This window comes from Streptomyces sp. N35 (assembly GCF_016464295.1).
Taxonomy (GTDB): Bacteria; Actinomycetota; Actinomycetes; order Streptomycetales; family Streptomycetaceae; genus Streptomyces.
In genome coordinates this window covers 17,589-39,602 of the sequence record NZ_JAEIMH010000085.1, presented here as the reverse complement: position 1 = coordinate 39,602, position 22,014 = coordinate 17,589, and the positions used below count along the sequence as shown (strand labels likewise).

The window sequence follows — 22,014 nt, the reverse complement described above, 5'->3', positions numbered from 1 at the left end:
CCGGCCGCACCCCCCGCTGGCCCGCCGCGCCGGCCCCGCCCCGCAGCTTTCTGGCGAAGGGGAAGCCCGCGCCGCCGCGGCCGCGCAGGGAGACGTCGTCGGCGAGCTGGGCGAGGCGCTCGCCGCCGATGGGTTCCAGGGGCCCGTGCACCTTGAGGTGCATCGCCAGATCGAGCCGTTCGACGAGGTCGAACCCCGAGGTGAGCTGGGGCAGTCCGACGACGCGGACCTCGGGGACGTCGGGCAGCGGTGCGTTCAACGACGGCCTCCCGCGGTACCGGGCGCGGACCAGGGTTCACCCGCGGCCGGGGCCTCGAAGGGGTTCGGGATCGGTTCGGTCGGTGCCTCGTACAAGGGCGTCTGGCCGGTGTCGTACGGGGAGATGGGGCCCGAGCCGTACGTGGGGGTCGAGCCCGTGTCGTAGGGGTCGCTGGTCACGTAGTACGGGGGGTCGCTGCTCTGGGCGGGCGTGACCGGTGCGGTGGGGACGAAGGGTGCGGCGGGGCCCGTGACGGGCTCGGTGAGGCTCGTGACGGGCTCGGTGAGGCTCGTGTCGTACGTCGGGACCGGGCCGGTGTCGTAACCGGGGCTCGCGGCCGTGTCGTACGGCGTCGTGCCACTCGGGTACGCGGGTGGTGCGGGGCGCGCGGCCTCGCCGGGCGGCGGCGGGGACGGGTGGGGCCAGCGGCCGGAGTGCTCCTCCTGGAGCGGCAGCGGGCGGGCGCCCGGGGCCGTGGAGACGGCGCGGTACGCGGCCGCCATGCCGCTGCCGGTGCGGGGGCGCTCCTCCTCGTACGTGGCGCGGGAGGGCTCCTCCTCGTACATGGCCCGAGGGCGCTCCTCCTCGTATCCGGCGCGCGGGCGCTCCCCTTCGTACGAGGAAGTGAATCCTCCCTGCTGCTGCGGGAGTTGAGCCCGTGGGGAGCCGGCCCCGGACGTGGCGGCGAGGGCCTCCATGCCGGGCAGCGGGCCCTCGCGGCGCGGGGTGGCACCCGCCGCGACCCGGGGGATACGGGTCTGCGCGTCCAGGAGGACGAGGATTCTCCGCGCCACCTTGCGCTTGACCGGCAGTGGAGCCGCGCGCAGCGCCAGCGCTCCGGTGACGCCGGCCAGGCACAGGCAGTACATCGCCACGACCCAGGGGGCGGCCTGGCGGCCCGCGTACAGACCGTGCACCAGGGCCGAGCACCAGGCGGGATAGGCCAGTATGTGCAGCGCGCGCCAGCGGCCCGCGATCCGGGCGGGGGAGGCGAAGGAGCTGCGCATCGCGCCGGTGACACCGGTGACGATCATCAGAAGTCCGGCGAGGGCGCCGAAGCCGATCAGCCCGTCCGTACCGGTCACACCGAGGCCGAACGGGATGAGGGCGCCGATCACGGACACATGCCCGAGGACCAGCTTGACGGTGCCGTGCAGAAGCAGGAAGCCGAGCGCGGCGATCGCGGTCGCCCGGTGCACACCCTGGGCGAGGAGCCGCTGCTTCGGCGAGAGGAAGAGGCTGTCGGAGGCGACGAGGCCCCAGACGATGCTGCAGGTCAACGAGACGAGGCTGAGCACTCCGGTCGTGAAGTCGAGAGCGGCGCGGAAGCTGTCGCTGCCGACGATCACGACGAGGGGTATCAGGAGCAGCACCGCGCCTGTTGACGCTCCACGTGCCGCGCGGCTCGGCCCCGGGGAGATGGGTAAGGAGCGGATCTTGCGGCTACGGGGGGTGAGAGGGTTCATGGGGATGACTCCCGGATGGTGGTTCGAAAGCGGGTCCCGCTGCCGCATGCTAAGTGGCGCCGTACCGACCAGTTCGGGGTTTGAGTTATTGCGTTGTTATCAAGTGGCGAGCGTCTCTTGACGTTGCCCCGATAGAGGCCGGTACGCCGAGTAACCCCGCGCCCCGGGCGGGAGAGAAGTCCGGTGCGGGCGGCTCGGCCCCTGCGGTACCCTGACGCCATGCGTGCCGTACGCCTTCTGCTTAGCGAGCCGCGCTGATCAGTACCGACCACTGACGATTCGTGGGTCGGCATCAGCGCGGCGTCCCCTCCTGTGCGAGGGGTTTTTTCATTTCGGCTGTACGTCGCAGCCGAAGCCCGGTGAAACCGCAGCAGAGACGATCGATGGAGCCCTAAGGATCATGAGCATACGAGCCCGGCCGCCAGAGCCCGCACCCCCGCCCGCCCCCCCGGCGCCCGGGGCCGCGAACATCGAGGCGCGCTGGCAGGACATCTGGGACGCCGACGGCACGTACGAGGCGCCCAACCCGAAGGGTGATCTGGCGGGCGACGCCGCGGTCTCCGGGCGGCCCGAAAAGTTCATCATGGACATGTTCCCGTACCCCTCGGGTGCGGGTCTGCACGTCGGGCACCCGCTGGGCTACATCGCCACCGACGTCTACGCCCGGTTCCACCGCATGACCGGGTACAACGTGCTGCACACGCTGGGCTTCGACGCCTTCGGCCTGCCCGCCGAGCAGCACGCCGTCGCCACCGGTACGCACCCGCGGGTGTCCACCGAGGCGGCCATGGAGAACATGAAGTCCCAGCTGCGCCGCCTGGGCCTGGGCCACGACAAGCGCCGCTCGATCGCCACGATCGACCCCGAGTACTACAAGTGGACCCAGTGGATCTTCCTGCAGATCTTCAACTCCTGGTACGACCAGGACGCGAAGAAGGCCCGCCCGATCGCCGAGCTGGTCGCGCAGTTCGAGAGCGGCGCGCGTCCGGTGCCGGGTCACGAGCGGGCCTGGGGTGAGCTGACCGCCGCCGAGCGCGCCGACGTCCTGAGCGGGTTCCGGCTGGCGTACGCCTCGGACGCGCCGGTCAACTGGTGCCCCGGCCTGGGCACCGTGCTGGCCAACGAGGAGGTCACCGCCGACGGACGCTCCGAGCGCGGCAACTTCCCGGTCTTCAAGTCCAAGCTGCGCCAGTGGAACATGCGGATCACCGCGTACGCGGACCGTCTGCTGGACGACCTGGAGGCGCTGGACTGGCCCGAGGCGATCAAGCTGCAGCAGCGCAACTGGATCGGGCGCTCCGAGGGTGCGCGGGTGGACTTCCCGGTGGGTCAGGAGAAGATCACGGTCTTCACCACGCGCCAGGACACGCTGTTCGGCGCCACCTATATGGTGCTGGCGCCCGAGCACGAGCTGGTCGACACCATCGTCCCGGCCGCGTGGCCCGAGGGCACGCACGACGTGTGGACCGGCGGGCATGCGACGCCGGCCGAGGCCGTCGCCAAGTACCGCGCGTTCGCGGCCTCGAAGTCCGATGTCGAGCGGCAGGCCGACGCCAAGGAGAAGACCGGCGTCTTCACCGGCGCGTTCGCGGTCAACCCGGTCAGCGGCGAGCAGGTACCGGTCTTCATCGCCGACTACGTCCTGATGGGGTACGGCACCGGCGCGATCATGGCCGTGCCGGCGCACGACACCCGTGACTTCGCGTTCGCGCGCGCCTTCGAGCTGCCGATGCGCTGTGTCGTGGAGCCCTCGGACGACCGTGGCCTGGACCCCTCGACGTGGGACGACGCCTTCGGCTCGTACGAGGCGAAGCTGGTGAACTCCTCTTCGGATTCGGTGTCGCTGGACGGCCAGGGCGTCGTCGAGGCCAAGGCGAAGATCACCGAGTGGCTGGCCGAGCGCGGCATCGGCGAGGGCACCGTCAACTTCCGGCTGCGCGACTGGCTGTTCAGCCGCCAGCGCTACTGGGGCGAGCCCTTCCCGATCGTCTACGACGAGGACGGCGTCGCGCACGCGCTGCCCGAGTCGATGCTGCCCCTGGAGCTGCCCGAGGTCGACGACTACTCGCCGCGCACCTTCGACCCGGACGACGCGGACACCTCCCCGGAGACGCCGCTGTCGCGCAACGAGGACTGGGTCAACGTCCAGCTGGACCTGGGCGACGGCGCCGGCGTGAAGTCGTACCGCCGTGAGACCAACACCATGCCCAACTGGGCGGGTTCGTGCTGGTACGAGATGCGCTACCTGGACCCGCACAACTCCGAGCAGCTGGTCGACCCGGACGTCGAGAACTACTGGATGGGCCCCCGCGAGACCAAGCCGCACGGTGGCGTGGACCTGTACGTGGGCGGCCAGGAGCACGCCGTACTGCACCTGCTGTACGCGCGGTTCTGGTCCAAGGTGCTGTTCGACCTGGGGCATGTGTCGGCCGTCGAGCCGTTCCACCGCCTGTTCAACCAGGGCATGATCCAGGCGTACGTCTACCGCGACAGCCGTGGCTTCCCGGTCCAGGCCGACCAGGTCGAGGAGCGCGACGGCGGCTTCTTCTTCGAGGGCGAGCCGGTCAAGCGCGAACTGGGCAAGATGGGCAAGTCCCTGAAGAACGCGGTCACTCCGGAGGCCATGTGCGCCGAGTACGGCGCGGACACCCTGCGTCTGTACGAGATGGCGATGGGTCCGCTGGACGTCTCGCGGCCCTGGGACACGCGTGCGGTCGTCGGTCAGTTCCGGCTGCTGCAGCGGCTGTGGCGCAATGTCGTCGACGAGCAGACCGGTGACGTCACGGTCGCGGACACCGAGCCGGACGAGGCCACGCTGCGCGTGCTGCACAAGGCCATCGACGGGGTGCGCCAGGACCTGGAGGGCCTGCGCTTCAACACCGCGATCGCCAAGATCACGGAGCTGAACAACCACCTGACCAAGGTGGGCGGCCCGGTGTCGCGTCCGGTCGCCGACCAGCTGGTCCGGATGATCGCGCCGCTGGCCCCGCACGTCGGTGAGGAGCTGTGGCGCAAGCTGGGCCACACCGACTCGGTCGTGTACCAGGAGTTCCCGGTCGCCGACCCCGCGTATGTGGTCGACGAGGCCGTGACCTGCGTGGTCCAGATCAAGGGCAAGGTCAAGGCGCGCCTGGAGGTGCCGCCGACGATCTCCGACAGCGAGCTGGAGGCGCTGGCGCTGGCGGACGAGAAGGTCGTCGCGGCGCTGGACGGCGCGGGGATCCGGAAGGTGATCGTGCGGGCGCCGAAGCTGGTGAACATCGTTCCGGCGTAAGTCGCCGAAGCCGGTGAACATCGTTCCGGCGTAAGTCCGGTGCGTCTGATTTTGGGCGCTTTAGGGATGTCCCCTAAGGGCAGGTTGGGGGTTCTGCGGAACCCTCGGCCTGCCCTTGGGCGTTTACGGTGGAAGAAGCTCGTCCGACGTCAGTTCCCCCGCTTAGGAGCCCCTCATGGGTGAAGTACTCGCCGTGCTGGCCGTGCTCTTCGTGCTGTTCGTGGCGCTGGGGGTGTTCGTCACGGTGAAGGTCGTGAAGGCCGCCAAGCGCGGCGTCGACCGCACGATCACGCAGGCGCGCCGCCATGTCGAGGACTCCACGCTCAAGGCGCGGACCCTCGCGCAGATCGGCCCGGCGGGCGAGCTCGCCCAGCTGCGTCTGAAGCTGCGCACCTCGATGCGCGCCACGCAGGACGCGCTGCACGCGGCGGTCGCGGAGGACGCCTCGCTGCAGGAGTCGGTGGGTCTCTTCGAGCGCCTGAGCGTGCACGGCTGGGAGCTCGACGCCGACCTCAAGCGCCTCGAGCGCGAGCCCGACAAGGCCCGCCTCGGCGCGCAGCTCCCGGAGTTGAAGGAGCGTACGGACCGGATCACCTCGGCGGCGGACTCGCTGCGCTTCGCGGCACAGGACCGGGCGCGGCGGTTCGCCGACGACGAGTTCGAGTCGCTGCGGGCGCAGATCGATGTGGAGTCGGGGGCGCTGCGGCACTGGACCCGGGAGGAGCCGGGGGTTGTTCCGGGGGCTTCGGCCGCGGGGCAGCAGCCGGGCGCTTCGGTTCCTTCGCCCGCTTCGCCGGTCACGCCACCCACCCACGCGGCGACGCCCGCGCCGCCCACCCACGCGGCGACGCCCGCGCCCGCGCCGCCGTCCTGGCCGGAGCCGACGCTGATCGACGGCCCGGCCACGCCGCCCGAACAGACCTGGCCGGACCGCGACCTGGCGGGACAGGCCGGCGAACCGGGCCCCCAGGCGATCGAACCTCCCGCTCCGCAGGTCACGTATCCGTGGCAGAAGGAGGCGAGGCCGGAGGGGCGGGGCTGATTCAGCCCCTGCGGCGCTCCAGCATTCCAGCCCTTGCGGCGCTCCAGCATTCCAGCCCTTGCGGTGCTCCAGCATTCCAGCCCCTGCGGCGCTTGAGCAGATCCGAACGAAGTTCGGATGCGGGGGTCCGGGGCGAAGCCCGGTTTCGGGAAGGGGCGGGTAGGGGAAATCCACCCGGTCGTAGCGCCCACCCGCACGAAGCGCAGGCAGAGGCGAGCCCCCCGTGCCTGCTACGGTGAGGCCGGTCTGCCGCCCTCCCACCCCGGCAGGTAATCTCCAGCTCATGTCCCGCCATGTCGCGATCGTCACGGATTCAACGGCCTATCTGCCGCAGCCGGCGATGGAACGGCACGGCATCACATCCGTCCCGCTGACCGTCGTCCTCGGTGATCAGGCCCTCGAAGAGGGTACGGAGATCTCCGCTCGCTCCCTGGCCCAGGCGCTGCAGAAGCGCCGCCCGGTGACGACCTCGCGGCCGAGTCCCGAAACGTTCGCACGGACCTATCGCGAGGTCGCCGCGGCCGGCGCCACGGGAATCGTCTCGCTGCATCTGTCCTCGGAGTTCTCCGGTACGTACGACGCGGCCGTCGTCGCCGCGAAGGACGCCCCGGTTCCGGTACGGGTGGTGGACACCGGAATGGTCGCGATGGCCCTCGGCTTCTGCGCCCTGACGGCGGCGGAGACGGCCGAGGCGGGCGGCACGGTGGACGAGGCGGTGGCGGCCGCGGAGAAGCGGGCCGCGTCCACCGCCGCGTACTTCTATGTCGACACCCTCGACTATCTGCGCCGCGGCGGCCGGATCGGCGCCGCCCAGGCGCTGTTCGGCTCGGCGCTCGCGGTCAAGCCGCTGCTGCAGCTGGACGGGGGGCGGATCGAGCTCCTCGAGAAGGTGCGGACCGCGTCCAGGGCCATCGCGCGGCTCGAGGAGATCGCGGCGGAGCGCGCCGGATCGGCGCGCGTGGACATCGCGGTGCACCATCTCGCCGCGCCCGAGCGGGCGGCGGCGCTGGCGGAGCGGCTGCAAGGGCGGCTGCCCGGGCTCGGGGAGCTGCATGTCAGCGAGGTCGGGGCGGTGATCGGGGCGCACACGGGGCCCGGGTTGCTGGGTGTGGTGGTTTCGGCTCGGTGAGGGCCTGCTTCGGCACCCGCTTTGTCGCCCACATGGGTGGCGCGGTTTTCCACAACCGGGCAGTTGTCCACAGGAATTGAGCAAGATCCACTTGCTGCGCCGGCGATCTCTACGGTCGTCCGCATGTCTCCCTCATCGCGCAACTCGCAGGTCGCCCACGACCCTTCGGGCTCCGTCCCGACCAGTGGACCCGGGCGCGGTCCGTCGTCCGACGGCCGGGCCGCGCATCGCCGTGTCCGGCGGCGGCGTCGTGAGCAGGTGGCCGCGGAGCGGTTGAGGTGGCGGGCGGCCCAGCTCTTCGAGCAACCGCCGCAGGAGCCGGGGCCCGGTGCGGAGGTCCCGGCGTTGCCCCGGTGGGACGGACCTGCCGTTCCCCGCTGGGCAGTTGACCGGGAGGCGGCGGATGTCATCGCGGGGCGTAGCCGCGAGGCGCGGCGCGCTTCCGGGGCCGCTGCGGTGCGCCGCCGTGGGACGGCTGCGGACGAAGGCGTACGGGGGTCGTCGTCGTCCGAGGCTGAGGGGGGTGGCGGGACGGGGGACGTGCGGGTCACCGCGGGGGCAGGCCATGTCGGGTCGAGTGTGGACGCCGCGGCGAGTGAGGGCCGTGCGTCGGATGCGGACGGTGCGCCGAGTGGGGATGGTGCGTGGGGTGCGGACGGTGCGCCGAGTGCGGATGGTGCGCGGGGCGAGCGCTGGCGGCTCGCGCTGCGGGAGCGGCTGCCGCTGTGGGTGCAGTCCCGTTGCGGTCTCGAGCGGCGCAATGTGGTCGTGCTCGCGGTCCTCCTCGTGGTCGGCGCGGCGCTGGCCGTGCAGCACTTCTGGCTGGGACGGCCGCAGTCGGTGAGTGCGCCCGATCTCGTACGGGCGGCTCCTGCCGCACCCGTCGGTGCGGAAGCGGGCGCGGGTGAGCGGGCCGGGCACGTGGCGGGGGATGACGGGGGAGGTCCGTCAAGTGGCGGAGCCGGCGCGGTTGTTGTGGACATCAGCGGTCGGGTGCGGGAACCGGGGGTGCATCGGCTTCCGCTCGGTTCGAGGGTCGCGGATGCCCTTCGCGCCGCGGGCGGCACCAAGCCCGGCACGGATCTCTCCGGGCTCAACCGGGCCCGGGTGCTGATCGACGGTGAGCAGGTGGTGGTCGGTGGTCCGCCGGGCGCCCAGGTCCCGGGTGGGGGTGTGGCCGCGGGGGCGGTGCCGGGCGGGCCCGTGAGCCTCAACTCGGCGTCCCTGGAGCAGCTGGACACCCTGCCCGGCGTCGGCCCCGTCCTCGCCCAGCACATCATCGACCACCGCACCGAACACGGCGGCTTCCGCTCGGTGGACGAACTCCGCGAGGTGAACGGCATCGGCGAGCGCCGCTTCGCCGAACTGAAGGATGCGGTGCGGTTGTGAGCGGGGGGCGGGGTGGGGAGGGAGGTGCGGCTGGGGCGCGTCGTTCGCGGGGAACTGCCGGGCGGAGTAGGGGAGTTCGGGCTTCAGGTGGGGCTTCAGGTGGGGCTTCAGGTGGGGCTTCAGGTGGGGCTTCAGGTGGGGCTTCGGGTGGCTCGTCGGGTGGGTCTTCGGATGGGTCTTCGGATGGGTCCTTGGGTGGGTCCTTGGGTGGCTCTTCGGGTGAGCCCTTGGGTGGGTGCTTGGGGGACCTCTCAGGAGAGGCCTCGGTGGTGGTCTCGAGGGCTTCCTCGGGGGACTTGTCGCAGGGCTCTACTGGGAGCTCCTCGCAGGGCTCCTTGGGAAACTCGGCCGGACGCACCTTGGCGCGTCCCGCGGTGCATGCCGCGTCGGGCCACCGGCTGGGCGCCTCCCACCCTCGGCAGGAAGGGCCGGCGGACCTCCGTCTCGTCCCACCCGTGCTGGCCGCGTGGGCAGCGGCGGCTCTGGCGGCCGGACATCCACTGGACCGCATCTGGCCGGCCGCGGGCGGCTGTCTCGTGCTCGCTCTGGCGTTGCTGGGCTGGGAGTTGGCGCGGCGGCAGGGGCGGCGAAGGGCGCTTGCGACGCCACCGGCCGGTACGGAGGGACGGGTGCCGTCTGCGGCGGGGGCGGCGGTCGGGCGTGGGGGAGTCGCGCTTGCGGCGGGCGGGGGTGGCGCTGAGCTGGTGACCGGTGGGCCCGGAGTGGGTGGGGCGGCGAGTCGTGCGGGGAGGGTGCTTGCGGCGGGCGGGGGTGCTGCGGGGTTGATGGCCGGTGGGCCCAGAGCGGGCTGGTCGCCGAGTCGTAGAGGAGTCGCGCCTGGGGCAGGTGGGGGTGGCGCTGGGCTGGTGGCTGGTGAGCCCGGAGTAGGTGGGTCGGCGAGTCGTGCGGAGAGGGTGCTTGCGGCAGGCGGGGGTGCTGCGGGGGTGGTGGCCGGTGGGCCCGGAGTGGGCAGGTCGCCGAGTCGTAGGGGAGTCGCGCTTGGGGCAGGCAGGGGTGGCGCACGGCCGGTGGTCGGCGAGTCCGGAGACGGCAGGTCGGCAGGGCAGGCGGGAGCGTCGCGGGGCGAGGGTGTGCCCGCCCGCCCCCGTACCCCGGTACTGCTCGCTGCCGCCGCCACGCTGCTCTGTGCGGGCGGTGCCGCGCTGTCCGCCGGGCTGCACTCGGCCGACCTGTACCAAGGGCCGCTCCCCGGCCTGGCCGGCACGTACGCCACCGTCACCGTCGAGCTGACCGTCACCTCGGACCCGCGGATCTCCCGGCCGCGGGTCGACGGCGACCGTCAGGCGCCGCCGAGCATCGTCTTCGACGCCGACGTGCGCCGCGTCACCACCACCGACACCGGCACCGTCGCCACCCGCACCCCGGTCCTGGTCATCGCCCGCCCCACGCAGCCGAGCGCCATTCCCGCCCCGCCGAGTGCCAGTCCTGCCCCGCCGAGCGCCAGTCCTGCTCTGCCGGGCGCGCGTCCCACCTCGCCGGGCGCCCGCTCTGCCCCACCAGGCGCCCGACCCACCCCGTCGGGCACCAGTCCTGCCCCATCACGCACCCGTCCCACCCCGCTGAGCGCCAGCCCCACCGCGACCGACACCCGCCCCACCCTCACCGACTCCCGCGCCCAGGCATCCCACCTCGTCACCGACTCCCGCGCCCAGGTATCCCACCTCCCCACCGACTCCCGCGCCCAGGCATCCCAACTCCCCACCGACTCCGCGTGGTTGTCGCTCCTGCCCTCCACCCGCCTCCAGCTGCGCGCCCCGCTGTCGCCGCCCCTGCCCGGCGGTGACCGTGTCGCGGCCGTGCTGCGGGTTCCCGGCGGCCAGGAACCGCGCATCATCGAGGGCCCCACCGCCCTGCAGCGCACCGCGGGCGACTTGCGGGCCGGGCTCCGCGAGGCCACCGAGCACCTCACCGGCGACGCCCGCGCTCTGCTCCCGGGCCTGGTCGTGGGGGACACCACCCGCGTACCGCCCGATCTGCACGACGCCTTCCGTGCCACGGACCTCACGCATCTGCTCGCCGTCTCCGGCAGCAACCTCACCATCGTCCTGGTCCTGCTCATCGGCCCACCCGCCCTCGCGATGCGGGCCGAACGCCGAGGCCTCGCACCACGCCTGGGACTCTCCCTGCGGACGACCGCGATCCTCGGCGGCGCCCTGACCCTCGCGTTCGTCCTCGTGTGCCGCCCGGACCCGAGCGTGCTGCGCGCGGCGGCCTGCGGCGCCATCGCCCTGCTCGCGATCGCCACCGGCCGCCGCCGTTCCCTGATCCCCGCGCTCGCCGCGGCCGCACTGCTGCTGCTCCTGTACGACCCCTGGCTGTCGCACAGTTACGGCTTCCTGCTCTCGGTACTCGCCACCGGAGCCCTCCTGGTCATCGCCCCCCGATGGAGCGCCGCACTGCAACGCCGGCGCGTTCCGCCCCGGATCGCGGAGGCGCTCGCTGCCGCGGCTTCCGCGCAAGCGGTGTGCGCCCCCGTGGTCGTCGTCCTCTCCTCGCGCGTCAGCCTGGTCGCGGTGCCCTGCAACCTCCTGGCCGAGCTCGCCGTCGCCCCCGCCACCGTCCTCGGCTTCGCCGCGCTCGCGCTCGCGCCCGTGGCCATGCCCCTCGCGAAGGCCCTTGCCTGGTGCGCCGGTTGGCCGACCGGGTGGGTCGCCTCCGTCGCCCGTACCGGTGCGGGCTTCCCCGGTGCCCAGGCGGAGTGGCCCGACGGCTGGAGTGGCGCGCTGATCCTGGCCGCCTTGGTGCTCGTCTCGATCCCTCTGGCCCGACGGGTCCTGCGCCACCCCCTCGCGTTGATCGCCTGCGCACTGCTTCTGGTGCTCGCCGTGCTGCGACCGGCCCCGCTCACCCGCGTGCTGACCGGATGGCCGCCGCCCGACTGGCGTTACGTCCTGTGCGACGTCGGCCAGGGCGACGCCTCCGTCCTCGCTACGGGCCCCGGCACCGCCGTGGTCATCGACGCCGGCCCGGACCCCCGGCTCGTCGACCACTGTCTGCACTCCCTGGGGGTCACCCGTGTCCCGCTCGTCCTGCTCACCCACTTTCACGCGGACCACGTGGCGGGTCTGCCCGGCGTGCTCCGGGGCCGCAGCGTCGGTGCGATCCAGACGACAGGCCTGCAACGGCCGCCCGAACAAGCGGAGTTCGTACGGGTGCAGGCCGAGGCGCACGGCGTACCGCTCCTCGCCGCCATGGCAGGGGAGAGCCGCCGTGCGGGGCCGGTTCACTGGCAGGTGCTCTGGCCGCCCGTCGGCCGTCCGGGCGTGACGGCACCGACGGAGCCCAATGACGCCAGCGTCACCCTCCTGGTCCGTACGGCCGGACTGACACTCCTGCTCCCCGGCGACCTCGAACCGCCCTCACAGCAAGCGCTCTTGAAGGCCCACCCCGACCTTCCGGCGGTGGACGTCCTGAAGGTCCCGCACCACGGGTCGCCGCACCAGGACCCCAGCTTTCTGCGGCGTGCCAGACCGCGTCTCGCCGTGATCGGAGTCGGCCGGGACAACGGTTACGGGCACCCGTCGCCCCACGTCATCGACACCCTGCGCTCCTTCGGTGCGACCGTACTGCGCACGGACACGGACGGTGCGGTGGCGCTCGCGGGGGCAGGTCCCGCCTTGCGGGCGGTGGCGGCGCGCGGCACGCACCCGGGCGGGGGCACATGACAAGCGCGGCACGCACCCGGGCGGGGGCACATGACAAGCGCGGCACGCACCCGGGCAGCGGCTCATGACAAGCGCGACGCGCACCCGGACAGCGCTCAGCGCCCACCCGCACACGGAGCCGTCCCCATCTAAAGAAACCCTTGTAAAGACTTCTTTCTAAAGATAGCTTTAGAAGCATGGGCGAGAAGAAGCACGACCCCACTCCGAAACCCAGGGAAACCCGACTCGCAGACCCCAAGGCGCTGCGCGCCTACAGCCATCCGACGCGGATCAAGCTGGTCGGCATGCTGCGCAGGGAAGGCCCGTTCACGGCGACCCGGGCCGCCGAGCTGACCGGCGAGTCGGTGGCCAGTTGCTCGTATCACCTGCGGATGCTCGAGAAGTACGGGCTCGTCGAGCAGGCGGGAGGCGGGCAGGGCAGGGAGAAGCCCTGGCGTGCCACCGCGGCGTACACCTCATGGCCCGAGTACTCCGAGGACCCGGCTGTCGCCGAGGCGGCCACGGCGTTGTCGGTCGCGGTGGCCGAGCTCTACTTCGAGCAGACGATCAAGGCCATCGAGAGCCGCCATCTGCTGCCGCGCGTCTGGCAGGAGGCGGAGGCGTTCGGCGACAGCCAGCTGTATCTCACGGCCGGGGAACTCGCCGATCTGCGCGCCAAGTTGGAGGACCTGGTCCGGCCCTACGAGGTGCGCAACGACGAGCCCGCGCAACGGCCCGAGGGCGCACGCGTGGTGCAGTTCATGCGGATGGCGTTCGCCGTGACGGACCAGCCCACGGGGCGGGACGGCGACGGTCGAGGGGGTGCGGCATGAAGGGCACGCGACGCGTTCCCGAACTCCTGCGGGAGCAGGCCTTCCGGCGCTACTGGACCGGTCAGACCGTTGCGCTCGTGGGCGACCAGATAGCCCTGCTCGCCATACCGCTGGCGGCAGTTGTGGTGCTCGGAGCCGACGCGGCCGAGATGGGCTGGCTCAAGACGGCCGAACTGCTGCCCGCCCTGCTGCTCAACCTGCCCGCGGGCGCCTGGGCCGACCGGCAGGCGCGGCGGCGCCGCATCATGATCGGCACGGACCTGGCGCGAGCGGCACTGCTCTGCTCGCTCCCGGTGGCGTACGCGCTGGATGCGCTGACCCTGGTCCAGCTCTACGCGGTGGCGCTCGGCGTGGGGGCGCTGACGGTGCTCTTCGATGTGTGCAACGTCGTGGTGTTCACGGCGCTGTTGCCCACCGAGCGCTATGTGCAGGGCAACTCCCTGGTCAACGGCAGCCGGTCGATGGCCTGGCTGGGCGGCCCCGGACTCGGCGGTCTCCTCGTCGGACTGCTCTCGGCGCCCGTCGCCCTGCTGACCACGGGCCTCACCTACCTGCTGTCCGCCGAGCGCCTCGCACGGATCGCACCCGTGGAGCCGCCTCCGGCCGAGCCTGAGCCGGGTCATTTCACGGCCGGCATCCGGTGGGCGCTGCGCGAGCCCTTGATGCGGTCGATGTTCGGGGCCACGGCCACCGTGCAGTTCTTCAACTTCATCTTCCACACGCTCTTCGTGCTGTACGCGACGGAGGAACTCGGCCTGAGCGCCGGCATGTTCGGCGCGGTGCTCAGCGTGGCCGCGGTGGGCGGGGTGATAGGGGCGGTCTGCAGCGGAGCGGTCGTGCGCAGGATCGGTATCGGTCCGTCCATCGTCACGGGCTTCGCCACGTTCACGATCCCGCTGATGCTCATCTCGCTCGCCGACGGCCCCACCGTCCTCGTGCTCGGCATGCTGTTCGCGGCCGAGTTCATCTCCTGCGCCGGGGTGATGCTGGTCGACATCGCGTCCGGCTCCCTGCAGATGGCCCTGATCCCCGACGGGCTGCGTTCCCGGGTGCTCGGTGCGTTCCGCACGGTGACCCATGGCTTCCGTCCTCTGGGTGCCGTGGCCGGCGGTGCGCTCGGCACGATGATCGGGCTGCGGCCCGCCCTGTGGATCGGCACGGCAGGGGCGGTGCTCAGCGCGGTGTGGCTGCTCGGCTCACCGATCGCACGCACCCGCGCCCTGCCGGAACCCGCACCGCTCACCCACCCGGCCGAAGCCCCGACGAGCACCCACTGAGCCCCGCCCACGCTCACGCCGGCCGGCCCGCCCCGAGCTCACGCCAGCCAACCCCACCCTCACACCCGTCACATCCGCCCCACCCTCACATCCGCCTCACCCTCACACCAGCCACACCCCGTCCCGCATCAACTCCCGTGTGGCCAGCTCGTTCACCTCGCGCCAGGCGCGGATCGCACGCGGGCTGATACGGAGATACGTCCAGGCCTTCTGGTCCCGCGGGTCCCACACCAGCTTCGCCGCAAAGGCGTCGGCCGACGCCGCCGACAGCTCGGTCCCCGGGACCGTACGGGCCGTGCCCTCGATGTGGACGACGTCCCGTGTGTGGCCGAGCGTGACCACGGCAGGGCACCCGTCGGCGGCGTTGACCGCGGTCGGGTTGGTGCGCCGGGTGCACAGCAGGAGCGTGCCGTCGTCCCAGACGAACGACAGCGGGACCATGGTCGGCAGACCCTCGGCGGACGCGGTGGCGACCCAGACGTCCTTGTCGTTCTCGAGCCGGGCCAGAACATCCTTCTTGCGCTGCTCGGCGGAGCGCGCGGGCGGTGGCGTCATACCGGCAGACGCTAGTCAGCCCGGCGGATCTCCGTAACGGTCGCCGGCCCTACGCCTCAAGACGTAGCCCGGACCGGCCCGCAGCGCGATCCACGGGGCGGGCACACCGGGCCACACTGGTGCGCATGGACGCACAGGAGCACATGGACGCACCGCAGCCCATGGACGCGGCGCGAGTCGACACGTATCTGCGACGGATCGGGGCCGAGCGCCCGCAGCGCCCGGACGGCCCGGCGCTGCGGATGCTGCAGGAGCGCCATCTGCGCAGCGTCCCGTTCGAGAACCTCTCGATCCACCTGGGCGAGGAGATCCGACTCCAGCCCGAGGCGCTGGTCGCGAAGATCGTCGACGCCCGGCGGGGCGGCTTCTGCTACGAACTCAACGGCGCCTTCGCCTCGTTGCTCACCGCACTCGGGTTCGCCGTGACGCTGCTGCAGGCCCGGGTGTACGACGGTGAGGGCCGCCCCGGCATCCCGTACGACCACCTCGCACTCCTTGTACGCGACGCGGACGGCGACGAGTGGCTGGCCGACGTGGGCTTCGGCGCGCACAGCCTGTACCCGCTGGCCTTCGCCGAGCGCGCGGAGCAGAAGGATCCGGACGGCTCGTTCCGGCTCGCGGAGGCGGCGGACGGGGATCTGGACCTGTTCATGGACGGCAAGGCGCAGTTCGTGGTCGACCTGCGGCCGCGGGCGCTGCGCGACTTCACGGCCGGCGCCTGGTACCACCGCACCTCGCCCGACTCGCACTTCACCCGCTCCCTGGTCTGCTCCCTGCGCACGGACCGGGGCCGCACCACCCTCAGCGGCCGGGGGCTGACGGTGACGCAGGACGGCCGGCGCCGTACGAGCGAACTGGGCGACGACGCCGAGGTGTTGGCCGCCTATCGCGACCACTTCGGCATGACCCTCGACCACCTCCCGAAGGACCCCACGGCCACGTGACCGCACCCCCCCGGCACCGCCCGCCCCCGTCACAGCCCGCCCCGGCACCCCCCATCCCCGGCACCACCCCCAACCGGAACGGTCAATTCACCCCGACCCCGTCACTAACCCCCAGCTGGGCCTCTAAGCCCCACCCCCATCCCCACCTGCACATTCCCGCAATGTGACCCCGTGTTGCCCCGAAAGCCGCACTGATGGTCGAATGCATCGTCGGCACCGCACACGCCGACGAGTGCCACCGCAGGGCACAAGCGCCGTCCCGCAGGACACGAACTGCCACGGGGCGCGGGTACAGACAGACACGTCGTTCAGGGGGACTCCACAATGTTCGGCCGCCGGCTGGGAAACCGTTCCGACCGCATGGGCAGCCGCCGCAGAGGGCGCGCCCACCACCCCGGCGTCGCGGCCGGTACGGCGAGCGCCTTCGCCGTACCGCCCAGCGGCGGTCTGCTCAGCTGCCGGGTGCTCGACCCGGTCAACGAGCCGGTACGCGGCGCCGAGTTCGCCGTGACCGACGGGATGGGCCGCAAGGTCGTGGCCGGCGAGGCGGACCCCTACGGTTCCTTCGTGGCCACGGTGCCCGCCGGGGAGTACCGCCTCGCCGTCTCGGCCGACGGCTACACCCCCTACCGCGGCAACGCCACCGTCGCCCCCAGCGGTCACGCCGCCCTCGGCGACGTGACCCTCCAGGTCTCCCAGCCTCCGACGCTGCCCACCCCCGGCGACTGGGAGATCGAACCGGCCCACTCCTCGATCGCGTTCACGGCACGGCACATCGGACTCGCGCGCGTCCACGGCCGGTTCAACACCTTCGCCGGCGCGATCCGGATAGCCGACCGCATGGAACAGTCCGCCATGCACGTGGTGATCGACGCCGCCTCCATCGACACCAACGTGAAGATGCGCGACGACCATCTGCGCTCGGCCGACTTCCTCGACATCGACCGCTATCCGACCCTCGAGTTCTACAGCGACCGCTTCATCCACCGCGGCGGCACCCGCTGGGCCGTCACCGGCGCCCTCTCGCTGCACGGCGTGACCCGCACGGTCACCCTCGACACCGAATACCTGGGCATCGGCCAGGGCATGGAGGGCGAGACCCGCGCCGCCGTCCGCGCCACCACCGAACTGCACCGCGACGACTTCACGGTCAGCTGGCAGACCATGCTCGCCCGCGGCATCGCGGTGGTCGGTCCGAGCATCGTCATCGACCTGGACGTGCAGATCGTCCCGAAGTCCTGACGGCTCGGACCTCGCGGGGGCTGCTGCCCCCGCACCCCGCGACCGTGGGTGAGAATGGCCAGGTGAGCGACGTACGACATGTCCTGGTGCTGCCCGACCGGGACACCGCGGAAGAACTGGCCGAGGCCCTGCGCACCCGCTTCGGCGTCTCGGAGGAGCCTCAGCTGGTACGGGACGCCCTGGCCGGCGAGGACGACGCCGAGGACGCCCAGTGGCTGGTGGTCCTGGTCGACGCGGACGAGGCCCTCGACCCGGTCGAACTCGACGAGTTCGCGGCCGAGTTCGAGGGCTGGCGCGAAGACCCGTAGGCCAGGCCTCAGCGGGCGGCGGGCGGAAGGCCCGACCCCGTCGCCGTGAACGCGAGCAGCAGCTCACAGGTCGCCTCGGGCGCCTCGAGCAGCGGCAGGTGCCCGACCCCCGGCAGCAGCGCGATCCGCGTCCGCGGCACGGGCTCGTACCGGCGGGCCGACACCGGGTCCCACCGCGGATCGGCATCCCCGAAGAGCACGAGGACCGGCACCGGCACCCGGAGCGCCGCGAGCCGCTCGGGCACGCTCCGCTCGGCGATGTACGCACCGTTCGCCCGCAGCACCTTCCTGAACGTGCGGTACGAGATGCCCTGCACCCCCGCGACCAGCTCGTCCGCCACCTCCACCGGGCGGGCCGTCGTCGCCCGGATCCCCTTGCGGACCATGGCGTCCGACCGCAGCGTCCACAGCAGCGGACCGAACGGCGGGCCGAGCAGGGCGCGCAGGACGAACGGCTCGGGCAGCAGCGCGTCGAGCGCGGGACCGGTGCTGATCAGAACGAGCGAGCCGACCAGATCGGGGCGCTGCTCGGCCAGCGCGGTGGCGACATAGCCTCCGCTCGAATGCCCGGCGACGGCGGCCTGCCGCAGCCCGAGCTCATCGAGCAGCGCCGCCACCCGGCCCGCTTGTACGGGCACCTCGTAGGACGCCGCGGACGGGGACGCTCCACAGCCCGGAAGGTCGACCCGTACGACATGGTGCCGCTCGGCGAGCAGCGCGGTCATGGGACCCCACGAGGCGCCGGAAGCCCCCGAACCGTGGATGAGCACCAGAGGCGGCGCCGCGCGCGGGCCTGCCCGGATCACGTGCATCCCGTGCATCCCGTGCGGGAGGCGGGATTCATCAGCAGTCATACGGGGATGGTGCGCGCACGGACCCGGCCCGGTCTTGTACGAATGTCCGCGCGGAGCGAGCCCCGCCCCGCGCCCGTACCGGACTGTCAGTGCCCCGTGGGATCCTTGTCCGCAATGGCCAGGAACGCTGCACAAGACAACCCGCTCGCCCCCGTCACCCTCGCCGTGGGCCAGGAGGACCTGCTGCTCGACCGTGCCGTCCAGCAGGTCGTCGCCGCCGCCCGCGCCGCCGACGCCGATACGGATGTGCGCGACCTCACCTCCGACCAGCTCCAGCCGGGCACGCTCGCCGAGCTGACCAGCCCGTCGCTGTTCGCGGAGCGCAAGGTCGTGGTCGTGCGCAATGCGCAGGACCTGTCCGCGGACACGATCAAGGACGTGAAGGGCTATCTCTCGGCCCCGGCCGAGGAGATCACCCTCGTCCTGCTGCACGCGGGCGGAGCCAAGGGCAAGGGCCTCCTTGACGCGGCGCGCAAGGCCGGCGCCCGCGAGGTCGCCTGCCCGAAGATGACCAAGCCCGCGGACCGGCTCTCCTTCGTACGGGGTGAGTTCCGCACCCTCGGCCGCTCGGCGACCCCCGAGGCCTGCCAGGCCCTGGTCGACTCGATCGGCAGCGATCTGCGGGAGCTCGCGAGTGCGGTGTCCCAGCTGGTCGCGGATGTCGAGGGCACCATCGACGAGGCGATCGTCGGGCGGTACTACACCGGCCGGGCGGAGGCCTCCTCCTTCACGGTCGCCGACCGCGCGGTGGAGGGCCGGGCGGCCGAGGCCCTCGAAGCCCTGCGCTGGTCCCTGTCCACCGGCGTCGCACCGGTCCTGATCACCAGCGCTCTGGCCCAGGGCGTACGGGCCATCGGAAAGCTCTCCTCGGCCCGCGGCGGGCGCCCCGCCGACCTGGCCAGGGAGCTGGGCATGCCGCCCTGGAAGATCGACCGCGTCCGCCAGCAGATGCGCGGCTGGACCCCGGACGGGGTGGCGATCGCGCTGCGCGCCGTCGCGGAGGCGGACGCCGGCGTCAAGGGCGGCGGCGACGACCCGGAGTATGCCCTGGAGAAGGCGGTCGTCACGGTGGCCCGGGCGGCCCGTGCCTCCCGGGACCGCTGAGCACATCGGACGGACAACGCCGAAGGCCCCGCTCTCCGTCCTGGGGAAGGACGGAGGAGGCGGGGCCTTCGGTTGAAACCTGGGTGATCCGCACCCGCGTGGCGAACGCAGGCCGTGTGCGGATCGGGGTGCCGGTCAGGAGCGGATGAGAGGGCCCGCTAGGTCCGTTCCGGCGGTCAAATCAAGTGATCGTTCAGCCCTTGAGGCCGGCAACCTTCGAAGCAAGCGCCGACTTCTTGTTGGCGGCCTGGTTCTTGTGGATGACGCCCTTGGAGACGGCCTTGTCCAGCTTGCGGGTGGCCTCGCGAAGAGCCGCAGTGGCCTTCTCGACGTCACCGGCGGCGGTCGCCTCACGGGTCTTGCGGATCGAGGTCTTGAGCGCGGACTTGACGGACTTGTTGCGAAGGCGAGCCTTCTCGTTCGTCTTGTTGCGCTTGATCTGGGACTTGATGTTCGCCACGAAAGAGCCTTTACAGGTTCGTCGTCCCCCGGGAGGCCGTAGAGGAATCCCCGGGAACTGGTCTTTGATACCGAGTGCCTCGTTGCTTAGAGGGCAGTGAGACACAGCTGACCACGGTACCAGCCGTACTCCGACCGGCCCAAACCGGACCCTGCCTGCCGCGCATGGGACCATGGAGGCTACGTATCGATCCGACCCGAGGCCGCAGAACGCTGCGGACGTCTCAAGAATCAGGACCCTGCGTGCCCGCGACCCCTACGAATGTGCCCGAGCCGAGCCGTACCGACCCGGCGCTGCTCCGCAATTTCTGCATCATCGCGCACATCGACCACGGCAAGTCCACGCTCGCCGACCGCATGCTCCAGCTGACCGGAGTGGTCGAGCAGCGGCAGATGCGCGCTCAGTACCTCGACCGCATGGACATCGAGCGCGAGCGCGGCATCACCATCAAGTCCCAGGCGGTCCGTCTGCCCTGGGCGCCCAACGAGGGCCCCGATCAGGGCAGGACGCACATCCTGAACATGATCGACACCCCGGGCCACGTGGACTTCACGTATGAGGTGTCGCGTTCGCTCGCGGCCTGCGAGGGCACGGTCCTCCTGGTCGACGCCGCCCAGGGCATCGAGGCGCAGACCCTGGCGAACCTGTACCTGGCGATGGAGAACGAGCTCACCATCGTCCCGGTGCTCAACAAGATCGACCTGCCGGCCGCACAGCCCGAGAAGTTCGCCGAGGAGCTCGCGAACCTCATCGGCTGCGACCCGGACGACGTCCTGAAGGTCTCCGCCAAGACCGGCCTCGGCGTCGAGGCGCTGCTCGACCGTGTCGTGCGGGACGTCCCGGCCCCGGTCGGCGTCAAGGACGCCCCCGCCCGCGCGATGATCTTCGACTCGGTCTACGACTCGTACCGCGGTGTCGTGACGTATGTCCGTGTGGTCGACGGCCAGCTCAACAAGCGCGAGCGCATCCGCATGATGTCGACCGGCGCCACCCACGAGCTGCTCGAGATCGGTGTCTCGTCCCCGGAGATGACCCCGGCCGACGGCATCGGTGTCGGCGAGGTCGGCTACATCATCACCGGTGTGAAGGACGTCCGTCAGTCCAAGGTCGGTGACACCATCACCTCCTTGAACAAGGGCGCCACCGAGCCCCTCGGCGGCTACAAGGACCCGAAGCCGATGGTCTTCTCGGGTCTGTATCCGCTGGACGGCTCCGAGTACCCCGACCTGCGCGAGGCCCTCGACAAGCTGCAGCTCAACGATGCCGCCCTGGTCTACGAGCCGGAGACCTCCGCGGCCCTCGGCTTCGGCTTCCGCGTCGGCTTCCTGGGCCTGCTCCACCTGGACGTGATCCGCGAGCGCCTGGAGCGCGAGTTCGGTCTCGACCTGATCGCCACCGCCCCCAACGTGGTCTACCGCGTGATCATGGAGGACGGCACCGAGCACACCGTCACGAACCCGAGCGAGTTCCCCGAGGGCAAGATCGACAAGGTCTTCGAGCCGGTCGTACGCGCCACGGTCCTCGCCCCGTCGGAGTTCATCGGCTCGATCATGGAGCTGTGCCAGAACCGCCGCGGCACCCTGCTCGGCATGGACTACCTCTCCGAGGACCGCGTGGAGATCCGCTACACGCTGCCCCTCGCGGAGATCGTCTTCGACTTCTTCGACCAGCTGAAGTCCAAGACCCGCGGTTACGCCTCGCTCGACTACGAGCCCACCGGCGAGCAGTCGGCCTCGCTCGTCAAGGTCGACATCCTGCTGCACGGCGACAAGGTCGACGCCTTCTCGGCCGTGACGCACAAGGACGCGGCGTACGCGTACGGCGTGCGGCTCGTGGCCAAGCTGCGCGAGCTCATCCCGCGGCAGGCCTTCGAGGTGCCCATCCAGGCCGCCATCGGTTCGCGGGTCATCGCCCGCGAGACCATCCGCGCCATCCGCAAGGACGTCCTCGCCAAGTGCTACGGCGGTGACATCTCCCGTAAGCGGAAGCTGCTCGAGAAGCAGAAGGAGGGCAAGAAGCGGATGAAGATGGTCGGCTCCGTCGAGGTGCCCCAGGAGGCCTTCATCGCGGTGCTCTCCAGCGACGAGGGCCCGAAGAAGAAGTAGTCCTGCCCGGCGCGTAACTCGCCCCGCAGAACGCGTTCTTGGGCCACATGGCCGAACGAGAGGCGCGCGGCAGCTGCACGCACCCGGGGCGGTCTGGGTCTGGGTGTG

Annotated in this window: 16 protein-coding genes and 1 pseudogene; 12 read left to right on the top strand and 5 right to left on the bottom strand. The window is 71.7% G+C overall.

Annotated features, from left to right (window positions below; genetic code table 11):
- A pseudogene (locus JAO81_RS33815) lies at window positions 1-259 on the bottom strand (oxidoreductase); the annotation flags it as partial.
- The gene (locus JAO81_RS33810) at window positions 256-1,632 is read right to left on the bottom strand and encodes a hypothetical protein (RefSeq protein ID WP_307814028.1); all 1,377 of its coding nucleotides are present in this window, start codon (window positions 1,630-1,632) and stop codon (window positions 256-258) included. The pseudogene JAO81_RS33815 and the gene JAO81_RS33810, both read right to left, overlap by 4 nt.
- Window positions 1,633-2,125: 493 nt before the next feature.
- Between JAO81_RS33810 and leuS the strand changes: the two genes are divergently transcribed.
- The 7 genes from leuS to JAO81_RS33775 all read left to right on the top strand — a co-directional run bounded on the left by leuS (window position 2,126) and on the right by JAO81_RS33775 (window position 14,334).
- Window positions 2,126-4,999 (top strand): leucine--tRNA ligase, encoded by a 2,874-nt coding sequence (gene leuS / locus JAO81_RS33805; protein ID WP_199551801.1) that lies wholly within the window; start codon window positions 2,126-2,128, stop codon window positions 4,997-4,999.
- 175 nt (window positions 5,000-5,174) lie between these two features.
- Window positions 5,175-6,041 carry a hypothetical protein gene (locus JAO81_RS33800; protein ID WP_199551800.1) on the top strand — a complete coding sequence of 289 codons (867 nt, stop codon included), beginning with the start codon at window positions 5,175-5,177 and terminating at the stop codon, window positions 6,039-6,041.
- Between the two features lie 283 nt (window positions 6,042-6,324).
- Window positions 6,325-7,170, top strand: a complete 846-nt coding sequence (locus JAO81_RS33795) for a DegV family protein (protein WP_199551799.1) — start codon at window positions 6,325-6,327, stop codon at window positions 7,168-7,170.
- Between the two features lie 540 nt (window positions 7,171-7,710).
- Entirely contained in the window at window positions 7,711-8,559 is an 849-nt protein-coding gene (locus JAO81_RS33790) for a ComEA family DNA-binding protein (protein ID WP_307814026.1), read from the top strand.
- A gap of 1,091 nt (window positions 8,560-9,650) precedes the next feature.
- Entirely contained in the window at window positions 9,651-12,245 is a 2,595-nt protein-coding gene (locus JAO81_RS33785; protein ID WP_307814025.1) for a ComEC/Rec2 family competence protein, read from the top strand.
- 176 nt (window positions 12,246-12,421) lie between these two features.
- The gene (locus JAO81_RS33780; RefSeq protein WP_199551796.1) at window positions 12,422-13,057 is read left to right on the top strand and encodes a helix-turn-helix domain-containing protein; all 636 of its coding nucleotides are present in this window, start codon (window positions 12,422-12,424) and stop codon (window positions 13,055-13,057) included.
- On the top strand, window positions 13,054-14,334 hold the full coding sequence (locus JAO81_RS33775) for an MFS transporter (RefSeq protein ID WP_199551795.1): 1,281 nt from the start codon (window positions 13,054-13,056) through the stop codon (window positions 14,332-14,334). The genes JAO81_RS33780 and JAO81_RS33775 overlap by 4 nt, the downstream gene beginning before the upstream one ends.
- 102 nt (window positions 14,335-14,436) lie before the next feature.
- Here the strand turns inward: JAO81_RS33775 and JAO81_RS33770 are convergent, their stop codons facing one another.
- Window positions 14,437-14,889, bottom strand: a complete 453-nt coding sequence (locus tag JAO81_RS33770) for a pyridoxamine 5'-phosphate oxidase family protein (RefSeq protein WP_199551794.1) — start codon at window positions 14,887-14,889, stop codon at window positions 14,437-14,439.
- A 125-nt stretch (window positions 14,890-15,014) separates the two neighbouring features.
- Here JAO81_RS33770 and JAO81_RS33765 point away from each other — a divergent pair, with 125 nt between their 5' ends.
- The 3 genes from JAO81_RS33765 (at window position 15,015) to JAO81_RS33755 (ending at window position 17,383) form a co-directional block, all read left to right on the top strand.
- Window positions 15,015-15,833: an arylamine N-acetyltransferase gene (locus tag JAO81_RS33765; RefSeq protein ID WP_233416305.1), complete on the top strand. Its 819-nt coding sequence runs from the start codon at window positions 15,015-15,017 to the stop codon at window positions 15,831-15,833.
- A gap of 324 nt (window positions 15,834-16,157) precedes the next feature.
- Window positions 16,158-17,075: a YceI family protein gene (locus JAO81_RS33760; RefSeq protein WP_199551793.1), complete on the top strand. Its 918-nt coding sequence runs from the start codon at window positions 16,158-16,160 to the stop codon at window positions 17,073-17,075.
- Between the two features lie 62 nt (window positions 17,076-17,137).
- On the top strand, window positions 17,138-17,383 hold the full coding sequence (locus tag JAO81_RS33755) for a hypothetical protein (protein WP_199551792.1): 246 nt from the start codon (window positions 17,138-17,140) through the stop codon (window positions 17,381-17,383).
- Between the two features lie 8 nt (window positions 17,384-17,391).
- Here the strand turns inward: JAO81_RS33755 and JAO81_RS33750 are convergent, their stop codons facing one another.
- Window positions 17,392-18,237, bottom strand: coding sequence for an alpha/beta fold hydrolase (locus JAO81_RS33750; protein WP_199551791.1), 846 nt, complete (start codon window positions 18,235-18,237; stop codon window positions 17,392-17,394).
- 114 nt (window positions 18,238-18,351) lie between these two features.
- On the opposite strand from JAO81_RS33750, the gene holA reads away from it, so the two are divergent.
- Window positions 18,352-19,341, top strand: a complete 990-nt coding sequence (holA, locus tag JAO81_RS33745) for a DNA polymerase III subunit delta (protein WP_199551790.1) — start codon at window positions 18,352-18,354, stop codon at window positions 19,339-19,341.
- A gap of 193 nt (window positions 19,342-19,534) precedes the next feature.
- On the opposite strand, the gene rpsT is transcribed toward holA, so the two are convergent.
- The gene (rpsT, locus tag JAO81_RS33740; RefSeq protein WP_199551789.1) at window positions 19,535-19,801 is read right to left on the bottom strand and encodes a 30S ribosomal protein S20; all 267 of its coding nucleotides are present in this window, start codon (window positions 19,799-19,801) and stop codon (window positions 19,535-19,537) included.
- A gap of 242 nt (window positions 19,802-20,043) precedes the next feature.
- Between rpsT and lepA the strand changes: the two genes are divergently transcribed.
- Window positions 20,044-21,906 (top strand): translation elongation factor 4, encoded by a 1,863-nt coding sequence (gene lepA, locus JAO81_RS33735; protein ID WP_199551788.1) that lies wholly within the window; start codon window positions 20,044-20,046, stop codon window positions 21,904-21,906.
- Window positions 21,907-22,014: the final 108 nt, after the last annotated feature.